Annotated in this window: 10 protein-coding genes; 5 read left to right on the top strand and 5 right to left on the bottom strand. The window is 53.4% G+C overall.

The window, feature by feature from the left end:
• Positions 1 to 32: 32 nt before the first annotated feature.
• Positions 33 to 266: a ferrous iron transport protein A gene (locus tag D9N13_RS24285; RefSeq protein WP_411268115.1), complete on the top strand. Its 234-nt coding sequence runs from the start codon at positions 33 to 35 to the stop codon at positions 264 to 266.
• Positions 263 to 2,395, top strand: coding sequence for a ferrous iron transport protein B (gene feoB / locus D9N13_RS01630; RefSeq protein ID WP_290585072.1), 2,133 nt, complete (start codon positions 263 to 265; stop codon positions 2,393 to 2,395). The genes D9N13_RS24285 and feoB overlap by 4 nt, the downstream gene beginning before the upstream one ends.
• Before the next feature lie 19 nt (positions 2,396 to 2,414).
• Here the strand turns inward: feoB and D9N13_RS01635 are convergent, their stop codons facing one another.
• Positions 2,415 to 5,024, bottom strand: a complete 2,610-nt coding sequence (locus D9N13_RS01635) for a methyl-accepting chemotaxis protein (protein ID WP_290585074.1) — start codon at positions 5,022 to 5,024, stop codon at positions 2,415 to 2,417.
• A 159-nt stretch (positions 5,025 to 5,183) separates the two neighbouring features.
• The gene (locus D9N13_RS01640) at positions 5,184 to 6,092 is read right to left on the bottom strand and encodes an alpha/beta fold hydrolase (RefSeq protein ID WP_290585076.1); all 909 of its coding nucleotides are present in this window, start codon (positions 6,090 to 6,092) and stop codon (positions 5,184 to 5,186) included.
• A 236-nt stretch (positions 6,093 to 6,328) separates the two neighbouring features.
• On the opposite strand from D9N13_RS01640, the gene D9N13_RS01645 reads away from it, so the two are divergent.
• From D9N13_RS01645 to D9N13_RS01655, 3 genes are all read left to right on the top strand, one after another.
• Positions 6,329 to 7,618 (top strand): serine hydrolase domain-containing protein, encoded by a 1,290-nt coding sequence (locus D9N13_RS01645; RefSeq protein ID WP_290585078.1) that lies wholly within the window; start codon positions 6,329 to 6,331, stop codon positions 7,616 to 7,618.
• A gap of 100 nt (positions 7,619 to 7,718) precedes the next feature.
• A complete protein-coding gene (locus D9N13_RS01650; RefSeq protein ID WP_290585080.1) occupies positions 7,719 to 9,929 on the top strand; it encodes an ATP-binding protein in 2,211 nt (736 codons plus the stop codon).
• Positions 9,916 to 10,335, top strand: coding sequence for a response regulator (locus tag D9N13_RS01655; protein ID WP_290585083.1), 420 nt, complete (start codon positions 9,916 to 9,918; stop codon positions 10,333 to 10,335). The genes D9N13_RS01650 and D9N13_RS01655 overlap by 14 nt, the downstream gene beginning before the upstream one ends.
• Before the next feature lie 6 nt (positions 10,336 to 10,341).
• Here D9N13_RS01655 and D9N13_RS01660 read toward each other — a convergent pair whose 3' ends face one another.
• The 3 genes from D9N13_RS01660 to D9N13_RS01670 form a co-directional block, all read right to left on the bottom strand.
• Complete coding sequence (locus tag D9N13_RS01660; protein ID WP_290585085.1) at positions 10,342 to 11,319, bottom strand: hypothetical protein; 978 nt, start codon at positions 11,317 to 11,319, stop codon at positions 10,342 to 10,344.
• A gap of 72 nt (positions 11,320 to 11,391) precedes the next feature.
• Positions 11,392 to 12,663 carry a diguanylate cyclase gene (locus D9N13_RS01665; protein ID WP_290585087.1) on the bottom strand — a complete coding sequence of 424 codons (1,272 nt, stop codon included), beginning with the start codon at positions 12,661 to 12,663 and terminating at the stop codon, positions 11,392 to 11,394.
• A gap of 146 nt (positions 12,664 to 12,809) precedes the next feature.
• Positions 12,810 to 14,087, bottom strand: coding sequence for an HD-GYP domain-containing protein (locus D9N13_RS01670; RefSeq protein ID WP_290585089.1), 1,278 nt, complete (start codon positions 14,085 to 14,087; stop codon positions 12,810 to 12,812).
• Positions 14,088 to 14,388 lie beyond the last annotated feature (301 nt).

Raw genomic sequence — 14,388 nt, forward strand, 5'->3', positions numbered from 1 at the left:
TCTCATTATCATTTGCCCGATAGGCTCCTACCATGACTATTTCTTTCTGTTCATTAAAACCTGGAGAATCAGCCCAGCTTGTTGAGTACCGTGATGTACCACATGATTACCAACAGCATCTTGAATCCATGGGGCTTACGGTGGGTACCTGGTTCTGTGTGGAGCGAATAGCACCCTTAGGTGACCCAATGCAAATTCGACTGCGGGGTTTCAGCTTAGGCTTACGCAAGCAGGAGGCATCAGGCTTAAGGGTCATTAAACGATGAGAAAGATGCCCAAAATCAGTTTGGTCGGTAACCCGAACAGTGGTAAAACCACCGTATTTAACGCCCTTACCGGCGCTCACCAGAAAGTAGGAAACTGGCCCGGTGTTACAGTTGAACAGAAGTCCGGCCAGGCCCGCATTGACGATCGTGTGTTTGAATTCATTGACCTCCCTGGATTGTACGATCTTAACGAGCCCGAGGGAGACACAGGGTTAGATACCCAAATCACACGCAAATACCTAGAGCAACGTAACCATGACCTGTTGATCAATGTGATTGATGCCAGTTGTTTGGCGAGGAGCCTATTTTTAACCACTCAACTACTCGCCAACGGCCATTCAGTTATCGTTGTCTTGAATATGGTGGATGTTGCTACAAGCCAGAATATCAACATTGATTGCACCGCCTTAAGCGATGCGCTTGGCTGTCCGGTAGTGCCCGCTAATGCCAGTAAGGGTCAGGGTATTAGTGCACTGAAAGAAGTAGTCAGTTTGTATTGGGCAAGCCCAGCAGGAACGGCCGGTAATGATTTTACTCAGGTCACGGCCAGCGACCGATATCAACAGATTGATAATATTGTTCAAGCCTGCTGTCACCAACACTTAAATGATGATTCCAGGCCAGCATGGCAGCTGGATCAATTATTGCTGAACCGGTGGTCGGCCTTTCCAATTTTTCTTGGTGTCATGTACAGCTTGTTTCTGTTCACTATCAATATAGGGGGTGCCTTTATTGAATTATTCGATGGCATTGCAAAAGCCCTATTTGTAGAGAGTACAGCGTTACTTCTAAGCGCGGTGAACAGCCCTGACTGGTTGATCGTATTGATCTCAAATGGGGTGGGTGGTGGCATTCAGTTGGTTGCGTCGTTTATACCCACCATTGCATGTTTGTTCCTGTTTCTGTCTTTTCTGGAAGACTCTGGCTATATGGCCCGCGCCGCTTTTATCATTGATCGCCTGATGGTGAGTATGGGGCTTCCCGGCAAAGCTTTCGTGCCTTTAATTGTCGGCTTTGGGTGTAATGTACCCGCAGTGATGGCATCGCGAACGCTGGATCATCAAAACGACCGTCTACTTTCCATTATGATGGCACCCTTTATGTCATGTGGTGCCCGTTTAACCGTCTACGTTCTATTTGCCGCTGTCTTCTTTCCTGAAAACGGTCAGAATATAGTGTTTGCATTGTATTTGTCCGGCATTGGTCTTGCCCTGTTAACAGGTTTGATTCTAAAAAAATTTCTGATAAAAACCCATTCAACGCCATTTATTCTCGAACTGCCGAACTATCATTTGCCTACCGCTCGCGGCATCTATCTGCATACCTGGCAGCGATTAAAAGGGTTTATGCTAAGAGCCGGAAAAGCCATTGTTATTGTAGCGTTCTTAATGAACCTATTGAGCAGTATGGGTACCGATGGTCGGTTTTACAGCAACCAGAACAACCACTCGATATTAAGTACCATTGGCAAACAAATTACACCGATTCTGAAGCCCATGGGAGTGGATGAGAACAACTGGCCCGCTACCGTTGGACTTTTTACCGGTTTATTCGCAAAAGAGGTGGTCGTAGGGACGCTGGATTCCCTTTATACCCGATTGGATCAAACACAAAGTCACAGGCAACCGCCGGATCCAGCACATATCACGAACACTTTGCGCGAAGCTATGGGGAGTGTGCCCAAGAATTTATGGAATCTGTCGGCTCAAATAGCCGATCCCCTGGGAATTCAGGTCAACGAATTTACGAATAAAGATATTGCAGCAAAAGAACAAGGTGTTACGTTAACCACACTCACAAAGATGAGCACCTTATTCAATGGTGCAGCCGGTGCGTTTTCCTATTTGCTCTTTGTATTGCTTTATTCCCCCTGCGTTGCCACACTGGGTGCTGTTATCAAAGAGACCAATCGTTTCTGGGCGGGTTTTATCATGTCATGGGCTACTGTGTCGGCTTATTGCATTGCCGTTATTTTTTATCAATCTGCAAATTTCAACACCAACCCGATTACCTCATTGCAATGGATTGTCGCAATGCTGGCTCTTCTAATGAGTAACCATACCCTCCTTATTCACCTGGGGCGACGGGTCATTCATCGCCCCCAGTTAATACCAGTCATCAATTGCTGAGTCACATAGTGCCCGGCTGTTAACTGATTTTAAAGAAGGCGATTTGTTCTCCCAGTCGGCGAGCCTGGTCAGCCATGGCCTCGCTGGCGGCGGAGGCCTGCTCCACCAGCGCGGCGTTTTGCTGAGTCATTTCATCCATCTGGCTGACCGCCACATTCACTTGTTCGATTCCTGATGTCTGTTCCTGTGAAGATTGCGCCAGTTCTGAAATCAGTTTACTGACATCGTTTATGGAAGTAATGATCTCATTGAGCATGCGTCCGGATTCCTGGACCTGGGTAGTGCCGTTTTCCACCTGGCTGACGCTCAGGCTGATCAGTTCCTTGATCTCGCGGGCGGCGTTGGCGGAACGTTGCGCCAGATTGCGCACTTCTCCGGCCACCACGGCGAAGCCCCGGCCCTGTTCACCCGCGCGGGCGGCCTCCACCGCGGCATTCAGCGCCAGGAGATTGGTTTGGAACGCGATTTCATCGATCACGCTGATGATGTCGGCAATCTTCTTGCTGCTTTCATTGACGGCGTTGATGGCGTCAACCGCCTTTTGCGCCACCTCACCGCTGCGCGTGGCGTTGGTGCGGGTAACGTTGGAGAGTTCTTCAACCCGGCGGGCATTGTCGGCGCTTTGTTTTACCACGCTGGTCATCTCTTCCATACTGGAGGCGGTCTCTTCCAGGGATGAAGCCTGTTCTTCGGTACGTTGGCTGAGATCGGCATTACCATGAGCAATTTCATTGGCACCCTGTAATACGGATGCCGATGCTTCATTGATTTCACCGACGATGGTTACCAGTCGGTGAATGGTGTTGTTGACGTTGTCTTTCAGGCGCCCGAACTCACCCTCGTATTCCTTGTTGACGGTTTGGCGTAAATCGCCTTCGGCCATTTTTTCCATGACGTTAACCATTTCGCTGACCACGTCTTCACAGATATCCAGCAACTGGTTAATGCCCTGGCTCAGGCCCAGGAAGAAGCCGCTGCGCCCTTGGGTGGTGGCCCGTTGTGAAAGATTGCCAATGGCAGCGGATCGGATCATATGATCCAGTTCTTTCTCGATGGCCACTTCTTCGGTACGATCCTGCCATTCCACCACGGTGCCGATGGGTTCACCCGCATCGTTACTCACCGGGCTGGCGTGTACATGCAGATGACGCCCACCCAATACGAATCCGGAGCTGACCGGCTCCTTCAGCGACCCCAGCAGGCGGCGTTGATGGCTGGGATCCTTGTGGTAAATGTCGATGTTTGCCCCCATTAATTTATTGACGCTGAAGCGGGGCAGTTCTTTCTGAATGTCCGATTCCGCATTGCGCATCATGTCCAGTACGGCCTGGTTGGTGTAGACAATATTGAGGTCGGTATCGGCCACCATCACATTGGCGGACACCGAATCCAGTGCCTGCCGGATGCGGGCGTTTTCATCAGCGATCTTGCGTTCGGCGTCCAGTCGTTTCTGTTCAATACGTTGCTGCTCTTCTTCGGCGCGCAGGGCCTCGGTTCGATCCAACCACTCGATGACCGTTCCCAGGCGATGCTTTTTATCATCGAACACCGGGGTTGCGGTGATGACGATGGTGCGGCCCGCTACTTTTACTTCCTGGCTGTGGGTGGATTTGGCCTGATCCAGAATCTTGCGTTGATGTGATGGGTCTTTGTGGAACATGTCCATGTTGCAGCCCATCAGTTTATCAGCATCGAAATTGGGTAGCGCTGTTTTCAGGTCAGGCTCGGCGACTTTCATCATCCTGTCGAGGGATGCGTTCATGTAGATGATGTTGTAATCCTGATCGGCCAACATCACATTGGTGTTACACACATCCAATGCGTTCTTAACCCTCAGTGCTTCGCTGGCGATGCGCTGGGTATTCTCCAGTTCAAAGTTGAGTTTTATTTTCATGCACTGCATGCCCTGCAGCACTCGCCCCGTCTCATCGTTTTGATCAATGGGCAGATTGACATCAAAGTTGCCGCTGCTGATTTTGAGCAGGGATTGCGAGGCGACCTGCATGGGATTGATGACACAGCGCTGCAGGAACTGGAACAGGGCGAACACGCCGAGGCCCAGGGTCAGCAGATAGGGCCAGGGCAAAGCCTGACCGCTAACCAGATAATCAGCTACCATGACCGCTGCGAAGCTGCCGACGATCCAGCCCAGCTTGGCATTCAGGGGCAATTGGCGAAAGTAATTAAACAGTTTTTCCTGGGGTGCTGGCTCCACGTTCTCGCCTGCGTTCAGGCGCGCATAAAGCGCCTCGGCGTCGCGCACCTGCTGTGCCGTTGGGGCGTGGCGCACCGACATGTATTCCACCACTTCGCCATTGGCCCAGACCGGGGTGACGTTGGCTTCCACCCAGTAGTGGTCGCCGTTCTTGCAGCGGTTCTTCACCATACCACGCCAGGGTTTGCCGGCCTGTACCGTAGCCCACAGATCTTTGAATGCGGCTTGTGGCATGTCCGGATGCCGTATCAGGTTGTGAGCCTGCCCGATCAACTCCGCTTCCGAGTAGCCACTGATTTCGATGAAATCCCGGTTGATGTAGGTGATAACGCCTTTGGGGTTGGTTTTGGATACGATGGTTTGGCCTGGGGCCAGCTTGACCTCTTTTTGGGTCACCGGCATATTGACGCGCATGTTCAGTCCTTTTTACGTGGGTCGTGGAATCCTGAAAAATCGGGCTTGCTTATTCAGTGTAGAAAAGGATTGAAGGGAGGAAAGGGGAAACGGGAGCAGGCGGAAAATTTCTCTGTTTCCGCCACTCTTTAAAAAGGTTTGCTTCTAAAAACGGCTTTTTTAATCCCCGCTTTTAAGGAAGCGCCCAAATTCCCGTTGAAATTTAATCGGTTGATCCACCATGGGGGCGTGTCCGGCCTTGTCAAAAATGACGACTCTGGCGTGGGGAATGTGGTCTGCCAGCTCCTGCTGTGATTCCAGGCTGAAGTAGCGGGATTGCCGCCCCATCATCAACGTGGTGGGTACCTGGATCGCGGATAAGGTCTGGCGGGTGTCGCGGCCGTGCATAAAGGCCTGCATCACGTTGAGATAGGTTTGCCATTTCTCAACGGGCATCATGTGGCGCGTCAACAGGGGTTCGGCATAGCGGGCGGCCAACTCAATCACCCGCTGAGTGAGGCCACGATACATGGCAATGCAATAGATCAGGGACACGGTATCGCGGAACCGTTCCCGAATCTCAGTGGGCAGTTGCCAGTAACCCACGTCGTTGCCGGCTTCCCTGGCGAGCTGCAGCAGTTCTTCAAAACGCTGGAATAATTCAGCCTGTTGTGCGCCGAAAATGCCATTGGCTTTGCCCGGGCAATGGGCGCTGTTGGCACCGTGTTCGATGTTGAGGTATTTGCCGATGCGGTCGAAGCCATGTACCTGGTTGTAGGTGAGGCAGGTGTAGGCCCCCGTGGATACACCCCCCAGCACGACGTCATCCAGTTGGAAATGATCCAGCAGATCCTGGACGTCGTTGGCGTAGGTCTCAAAGACGTCCAGGTTGTCGAGATTGGCGTGATGGGAGCGGCCAAAACCACGTAAATCCGGTAGAAAAAATTCAAACTGGTGGGTATAGGGCAGTACGTTGGGAATCCAGTGGGAGCCTCGGGAGCCAAAGCCGTGTAACAGCACCACCGGCTTGCCCCGCCCCAGCCGAATAACATTGAGTTGTTCTCCATCCCTCAGTGGCACTTGGGCCATGGTGATCTCTCCTTGGTCGCATCAGCGATTATGTTTTCGTTATTGTTCGCATATGAATAAAAATAACCATAATGGAATCAAAAATGAACTCAAATACTGTATGCATTCTGTAATCCAGCGGCCCCATATGTCCATTATGGCCAATTGCGCCGTCACGACTCCTTACGGGTTGTGTCCGCACCGCAATGTTATTAAAGTTGGCGATGAAATATGGGGAAGTGACAACTGGGGATGTCATGATCAGAAAAACAGGGATGTTTGTATTCCTGGCGTGCTTATTAGCTGGATGTGATAACGCCAAGGATTTGCCTCTATTGGGGCGTTATGTGGCAAAAAACGTGTGTGCTTCGCTATGGCTGGAAGGCTATGAACAAGGGGCCGCAGTGGGTTATGTCACCAACGTTGCCCCCCTCATTCAACCCAGCTGGAAAGTGACACTGGAGCCGGGCCAGGTGCGGGTGAACAGTTTCTGGTTTCCCTGGTTGAGTACCAAAACGGCCCGTCACCTCACAGATACGACCTCCGTGGATTGCCGCAATGAATACGGTGCCACACCCTTACCCTCCGCGACCTATTCCGCCCCGGCCGTTCCTGCAACCGGCTTTGTGGATCAGACCAATCCGGATTCTGCGTTACAGCGCTATCTGGATTCGGTAATAGCGGTGGGAGCCCCGGAGCACACCACCGCCATGTTGGTGTTGTACGGCAATCAGGTGATTGCTGAAGCCTATCGGGATGGCCTGGGTCCCGATTCCCCCCTCAAGGGCTTCTCCATGTCCAAGAGCTTTGCCAACCTGCTGGTGGGTCGATTGGCAATGCAAAGTCAGCTGGCGGTGCAGGATGCCCTGTTGTTGCCCGGCTGGGAGCTGGATCAACGGGCGGCCATTACCTGGGACAGCAGCCTCAGGATGAGCAGTGGTCTGTTGTGGAACGAGGCGTCCCTTGGTGACAACAACGATCAGGGGCAAATGTTTTACAATACTGCCGATCCGGCAGCCTATGCCGCCATCAAGCCCTATGCCCGGGAGCCGAATACCACGTTCAATTATTCCAGCGGCGATTATATGAACATTGCCAGTGCGCTGGTGCGGCAGGAGCAGTGGTTTGATCCCGGTTGGAATCTGGATGAAAATTTCGTACTGGAATTTTCACCCGATGGTGAGACCCCTTTATTGGGGGAAGGTGTGTACCTTACCACACGGGGCTGGGCGGCACTGGCTTCGCTGTACATGCACGAAGGTGAGCTCAACGGCGAGCCGGTCTTGTCTCCGCAGTGGGTGGCGTATTCTCTGACCCCCAGTGTTACCAATTACGATTACGGGGCCGGCATCTGGCTGAATCTGGGGCAGAACCTGTTCCCAAGCTTAACACCGGATACGTTTGCCTTCGCCGGTTCGTTCGATCGCTATGTGGTGGCGGTGCCGTCCCGTGATGTGGTCATTGTTCGATTTGGTTTCAGTGCCCAGCCCGGTGATTTCGATATGGAACGCTTTGTAGCCAATGTTCTGGAGCTGGTGCCCTATTAGACAATAATCACTGAGTCGAATCGTAAAAAGCCGGACATTGGAAGCGCGGCGCAGGGCTTCTATACTCAGGTCAGGATGTCTCCATAAGGCCATGTGACCTGTGACAACGTTTTATCTGGACAACAAAGGATTTGCTGCCAGTCTGATCACCGTCTTTCTCGCTTTCCTGTTACTGGTTTGGTTTTCCTATCAACGGGCGGAGACGTCGGTTTACCGTGATACCGCCGAACACCTGGTGAGTATTGCGGAGTTGCAGGCAGACGTGGTTCGGGGCAGCGTGCTGGACTCCGAACGCCATGTGCGATTCCTGCACGCCACGCCACCGGTACAGGGCATTGTGCGGGCAACTCAACACGCCGGCATTGATCCGCGGGAGGCGACACCGTACCCGGTCTGGGTCAGCCGCCTGCAAACCATCTTTTCTGCTTACGCCCGCAATAACCCCAATATTGCTCAGATCCGCTACATTGGCCTGGCGGACAATGGTCGTGAGCTGGTGCGGGTAAACCAGGACGGGCAAGGTGTTGAGGTGATACCGGATGCCCAGTTACAGGTTAAGGGCGACCGTGATTATTTCCAGGCAAGCCTGAACCTGAAGCCCGGCGAAGTGTATTTCTCCAGCATCAACCTGAATCGGGAATGGGGTGTTATAGAGCAACCTGCCTGGCCCACTTATCGTGTGGTGGAGGCCGTATACGATACTGACGGCCGGCAGTTTGGCATGATCGTGGTCAACTTCAAGCTTCAGGCCATGTTCGATGCCCTGGTCAAATCCGTAAGCCGGGATCTGGCCGTGTTCCTGCTCAATGAGAACGGCCAGTTCCTGCTGCACCCCGACCCCACCCGTAATTTTGAATTTGAGTACGGGCTGAACGAATCCTGGGAATCGTCCTACGAGGAATCACCGCAGGAGATCGCCTATCGTCAGTTTTTCAGGGTGGGCAGTCCACAACACCCGGATGAACGTTACTTCGCGCTGAAGCAGGATATACTCCTGCCGGAGGGGGCTGGTGTGCGTCATCTTACCCTGGTGTCGGCCATGCGCATCTCGGCGTTGGCGTCACTGGTGTGGAAACGCCAGGTCAACCTGCTTTTGATCGATACCGTGTTATTACTGGTGGTGCTTGCGCTGCTGGTATTGTATTGGCTGTTCAGCAAAAAGAGCATGGCGGAACTGGGAGTGCGTGCGCAATTCGAAGCCATTGTGCGCGGCTCCAGTGATATTATTCTGGGATTGGACTGCAACGGGCGGGTGATGTCCTGCAACCAGGCCGCGCTCACCCTGTTGGGGTGGCAGCCTGACGCCGCCGCAGAGCATAAACTCACCGATATTGTTTACACCAGCGGGCCTCTGGATACCTCAATCCAGCCGTTGCAGCGAGCATTTGAAGCTGTTTGCCAGGGGCGGAAGGTTGAACCGGTGACGATTCGGCTTAACCGGTCTGAAGCCCGAGGGGATGAACCCTGCTATGCGTCGGTAGCCCTTTCACCCATCGTTATTTCTCAACAGCGTATTAACGGGGTTGCCGCGATTATTCGTGATATGACCGAGGCCCGGAATCTGCAATTGCATTTGCAGAAAACCAATCAGACGCTGGTGGAAAAAAACGACGAAATGGAACGGTTCATCTACACGGTAGCCCACGATTTGAAATCACCATTGGTAACCATCGGTGGATTTACCCAGAGTGTGTTGCGGGACATGGCGACGCAGTTGGATGCGAAGAACACCCACCGCATGCAACGGGTGCTGGCGAATGTAAATCATATGGGGGATTTATTGAATGATCTGTTGTCATTGTCGCGGATCGTGAAGGCCCCGGTAGAGCGTCAGTGGTGTGAATTGACCTATTGCGTGGATAAGGTAAGGGACAGCTTATCCACGCAGTTACAGGAGAGCCGGTGTGAGCTGGTGTTGGAGGCTGCTCATGGGCCGGTGTACGCCAACGAGCAGATGCTGGTTCAGTGCCTGCAGAATCTGATTGAAAACGCCGTGCATTACCGGCATCCGGAACGTCCGCCGCGTATTGAAATCGAATGCACCCCGAATCAAAGCGGCACCCAGGTGGCAGTGAGGGATAATGGATTGGGCATTGAGAGCCGTCACCATGAGCGGATTTTTCGAATCTTTGAGCGGCTGGATGCCTCGTTAGGTGAAGGCACTGGTGTGGGCCTGGCCATCGTAAAAGCAATCATGGAAAAACATCAGGGTACGGTGGTGTTACAATCAACTCCGGGGGTGGGGTCAACATTTTTCCTACGCTTTCCGGCGCCGCAAGCCAACCGGGAGGAGCAGAATGAAAGCGATTGATATTCTGATAGTTGAAGACAATGATGATCACGCGGATCTGATTGTGGATGCCTTGCTGATGTTCAATCCGGAAAACCGTGTGTTCCGATTGCCGGGCGGTGAGGACATTATCGCGATGTTGCATGAACGGGACCGGGACAGGGAATTTCCCGATTTGATTTTGCTGGATCTGAAAATGCCGCGCATCGATGGGGTTGAAGTGCTCAGGCAATTGAAGTCTGATCCGGATTGGCGAAAAATTCCGGTGGTGATTCTTACCACCAGCACTGTTCCCAAAGACATCAACACCTGTTATGAAATCGGTGCCAACAGTTTCGTCACCAAACCCATCGTGTACACGGATTTTGTCAATACACTGGCGCGTATCAATCGCTACTGGGTGGATACCAGTAGCTTGCCCGAATGATGCTGCTTAATACATCTGCGCCCGGTCCAGTGTTTTTACCCGCAATACGTCGCTGCCGGAGAAATATTCCTGCCGCAGTTGCTGCAACCTGGGGTCGTCTTCCGATGTGATGGTGTCCTGTTGTTGCAGGCGCTGTTTGGCTGAGTTGTATTGGTGGTATTGCTCCATGAATTCCGCGCTGGGCTCGCCGAAGGTGAAATCCGGTTGCATCAGGGCCAGGGCGGCCGTTTGCTCGGCGATACTTTGCAGTGTGGCGGAATCCGTCTGCGCCGAAGGCAGGGCCGCGAACAGATCCTGACTTTGATCCAGTACTTTCTGGGCGCGTGGTTGTACGCTGGCCGGTAAGGCATAAACCTGTTCTTGCAGAGTTTGCCGCAGTTGCACCACATCCCGGCTGTTGACTACCTGCATCACATATTGCTCGGTAAAGGATTCCATCTGTTGCCAGTCGCGGAACAGGGCGGTGCTGGCTTCACCCAGATACTCATCCCGAATCTGTTGTACATGATCCAGCGCCCCGGCCAGGCTCGCCACACCGTCCATGGGCAGCATTTGCAAGGCCAGGTTGTATTCCACATAGCGCTTGAGCAGGGTTTCCAATTGTTGGGTTGCGGTGTTTCCCAATTGGTCGCGATAGGCATCCAGAATGGAATCCTTCCACAAATCAGCCGGTATCTGCCCCTGCTGACGGGCCAGGGTATCGAACAGTTGACGTACCTGAGGGGCCGGTACCAGATTGCCCTGGGCATCCACTTGCAGACTGGCGCCTTCGATCTGTACCCGGTAGGGGCCGCTTTGGGGCGCGGACGGATGATGCTGTGCCGTTGGCGAAGTTCCGGTTGCAGGGAAGCCGGGCGTGTCCGGTGCCGGGTCGGAGCCAGCCGCAGGCGGGGCTTGCCGGGCCGAACTGACGTATCCGGTCCACCAGAAAAGAGCGGTTGCTACCAGTACCACGCAGGCGGTGATCGCCAGAATTCGCTTCATGCCAGACCTCTGTTTTTATTATTGTGCCGGGCAGGCATCTTACTATGCCGGGGCGGGGCGACCAAGGGGGGGTTAACCCAGATTGATCAGGGTCTGCTGTTCCGGCTCGCAATGGGACAGCTGGGTGCTGGACCAGCCATTGCGGCCGTTTTCTTTCGATTTGTAGAGCATCTGATCGGCGGCACTCACCAGTTTTTCCGGATCCAGCGTTTTCACCGGATACACGGTGGCGGCACCGAGGCTGGCGGTTACCACTTTCCTGACCTGAGAACCTTCGTGGGGAATGTGTAAATCAAGCAGGCGTTGCTGGATGCGCACCAAGGTGTTTTTGATCTGGGTGGCATCAATGTTGGGGTACAGCAGAATAAATTCCTCCCCCCCATAGCGGCCAACCAGCTCAGCAGGGCGGCTGGCCTCTTTCTTCAGGGCGCGGGCCACCTCCACCAGGCAATGATCCCCTGCCATATGGCCGTAATGGTCGTTGTACTGTTTGAAGTAATCAATATCCAACAGAATCACCGAGAGCGGTTTGTTCTCGCGCAGGCAGCGATGCCATTCCATTTTCAGGCGCTCGTCGAAATAGCGTCGATTGGCCAGCCCGGTGAGGGAATCCTCCCGCGACAATCGCTCCAGGTACTGATTCAATAAATCTTTTTCCGCTTTGTCGATGTCCAGTAGCAGGCCCTGTAGAAACATGGCCCTTTCCCGGTGTTCGATAATGTAGGCGATGCCCATACCGATGACATTGGCAAAGACAAAAAAGGTCTGAAACTCGAACTGGGTGTAGTGCAGGTCAAAGGCGCGGGTCATCAGCAGGGTGGTGAGCCCCGCCAAATGGCACCAGATGACGGTATTGAAGAAGCGCATTTTCGACATGGCGTAGACAATGATCACCACATAGATATTGATGGCGTGGATACCGGCCAGCCCCACCGGATCGGTGATGGTGGTGGCGCTCACCATGATCGAGGTGAGAATCACCATGGCAGTGATTCCGGTATACCAGTGGAAAGCACGATCCATGATGGGCAGGCGGGCACAGACATTGATAAACACCAGCCCGATGCCGGTAATAATATAGGCCCCGGTGAACCAGCCTTTCTCTTGATCCGCAAACTGAATGAACACCACAATGCCCATCACCAGATAGAGCCCCAGCAGATAGACTGCGTTGGAGAGCATGTTCTTGAGCGCCAGCTTGCGGTAGCTGCGGGCGAAGTGCTGTTCCAGATAATCGGGAAAACGCAGCAGCCTGAAACCGGAGCTCAGCACGTCTTCGATCTCGTGCTTTAACGCGGGATCGGTGATGATCAGGTTATCGGTGCGGATGATCAGTTGGGACATGCTGGATAAGGGATTACCCTGGAGCCGTATTATTGGTTGTTTTTTTATTAGGTTTAGCAGAGTTTGTCGGTTACTGCCTGTTGGTCCGATGGATGGAACGGGTGTTGTTTATCATACAGGAAACCGGGCAGGCAACAGGCAGCTAATCAGAACGAGGTGGCATGCCGGAAATAATGCCGGTTACGGTGCTCGCTGTCAGGGGGCAGTGCCGGTTGGCTGGCCACAATAAAATCCTCCCCGGTGGCGTTGGCCAGATCCACGATGCGACGTTTGAATATCTGCCAGGGCTTCCGTTGATCTTCCAGAATCAGTAATTTGGGTTTCAGCCGGGCCTTGTTTTGCCCGATCACCACGGCCAGTCGCTCATCGTTGAGCGTGACCACGGAGCCGGTGGGGTACAAGCCGATGGCCTGGATAAATTCCTCCACCAGGGCGGCATCGAACAATACGTCACGCTGGCTGAACAGTTCCCGTACGGCGTCTGCCGACGACAGGGGCTCATCACGGAAATCGTAGCTCACCAGGTTTTCGTAATAATCCGCCAGCCCGATGACCTGGGACATGAACGGGATATGGCGGCCGGACACACCGCGGGGAAAGCCGCTGCCGTCATAACGCTCAAGGTGGTGGGACACCAGCTTAACAACCCGGCTGCTGAAGTGATCACTGGTGCGCAGCAGTTTCACGCCCTTCACCAGGGACCACTTCAGCATCTCATTCATGTGCGGAGTGGGCGTGCCCCTTACCCGCAGGATTTCCTGGGGAATGGTGGTGTAGCCGATCTTGCACAGCAGTGACGCCAGGGCCAGATCCGACATGGCTTCCCGGGTCAGATCCAGGTGGCGGCCGGTCAGTACTGCCCAGGAGGCAACGCGAATGCTGTAGTTGAGGACGTCTTCGCTGTGGGAATCAATGCGTGACAGGTAGGCGAAGGCGTCCGGGTTGCGAATGACGCTGTTCACCAGTTCGTTGGAGACATCCCGCAGATCTTCAATACTGAGGCGCCCCTCACCGGTCAATGCCCGCAGAGTGCGTTTGATTCGGTCGCGGATACGTTTATGTACTCTGCGTGCCTGGCGCATTTCGGTATTGAGATTGGTGAGTCGCTTGTAAGGGGCCTGGTTCTGCATGGAGCGAATGCGCAGATTCAGTAGCTCCCGGCCATTCTTGCGTTGTTTCTCTTCGAAGTAATGGGAGACAAAACTGAAATCCTGGGCCGGAGCAACGGTGCTCAGGGTGCGGGACTTCTGCACGTCCACGTAGACCCATTTACAGAGGCTCTGGATTTTTTCCAGCTGGGCGCGGTTTTCTATGTGAAAACCCTGGATCGGGAATGGCGTTTCCCGCCACGGGCGATCGATGCCCGAGACGAACATGCCGACGTGCAGATCATCCGTGATCAGTTTTTGTGTGCGGACTGCCATAGGCGCGTGTGGCTATTCCCAATAGATAAAAGTAAATGGATTGTTTAGTAGCTTAATTTTATGGATTGTAATCCTCAAGTTACAAAAAATGCAAAGCAGTTCACTGCCATTTCATGTTGATTTATGTAACAGCATCAAGGGCTTTGGCGAAACTGTTGACAAAGCGCGGCAGATTTATGGCGGCCCGGTGGAGGTAGGTGTCTTGGGCGATTGGGTCTGGTGTGCAAAGGGGTGAATTGGTCTCCCTCACATCAGTTGCACGCTTTCTATGGATAGTATCGGTACAGGCTGATCCGAGGGA

Origin of the sequence: Ketobacter sp. GenoA1, assembly GCF_003671475.1 — a bacterium.
Taxonomy (GTDB): Bacteria; Pseudomonadota; Gammaproteobacteria; order Pseudomonadales; family Ketobacteraceae; genus Ketobacter.

Bases quoted from the DNA above. Each gene is read 5' to 3' on its own strand.
- D9N13_RS24285 (WP_411268115.1), top strand. From the start codon at position 33: ATGACTATTTCTTTCTGTTCATTAAAACCTGGAGAATCAGCCCAGCTT.
- feoB (WP_290585072.1), top strand. From the start codon at position 263: ATGAGAAAGATGCCCAAAATCAGTTTGGTCGGTAACCCGAACAGTGGT.
- D9N13_RS01635 (WP_290585074.1), bottom strand. From the start codon at position 5,024: ATGCGCGTCAATATGCCGGTGACCCAAAAAGAGGTCAAGCTGGCCCCA.
- D9N13_RS01640 (WP_290585076.1), bottom strand. From the start codon at position 6,092: ATGGCCCAAGTGCCACTGAGGGATGGAGAACAACTCAATGTTATTCGG.
- D9N13_RS01645 (WP_290585078.1), top strand. From the start codon at position 6,329: ATGATCAGAAAAACAGGGATGTTTGTATTCCTGGCGTGCTTATTAGCT.
- D9N13_RS01655 (WP_290585083.1), top strand. From the start codon at position 9,916: ATGAAAGCGATTGATATTCTGATAGTTGAAGACAATGATGATCACGCG.
- D9N13_RS01660 (WP_290585085.1), bottom strand. From the start codon at position 11,319: ATGAAGCGAATTCTGGCGATCACCGCCTGCGTGGTACTGGTAGCAACC.
- D9N13_RS01665 (WP_290585087.1), bottom strand. From the start codon at position 12,663: ATGTCCCAACTGATCATCCGCACCGATAACCTGATCATCACCGATCCC.
- D9N13_RS01670 (WP_290585089.1), bottom strand. From the start codon at position 14,087: ATGGCAGTCCGCACACAAAAACTGATCACGGATGATCTGCACGTCGGC.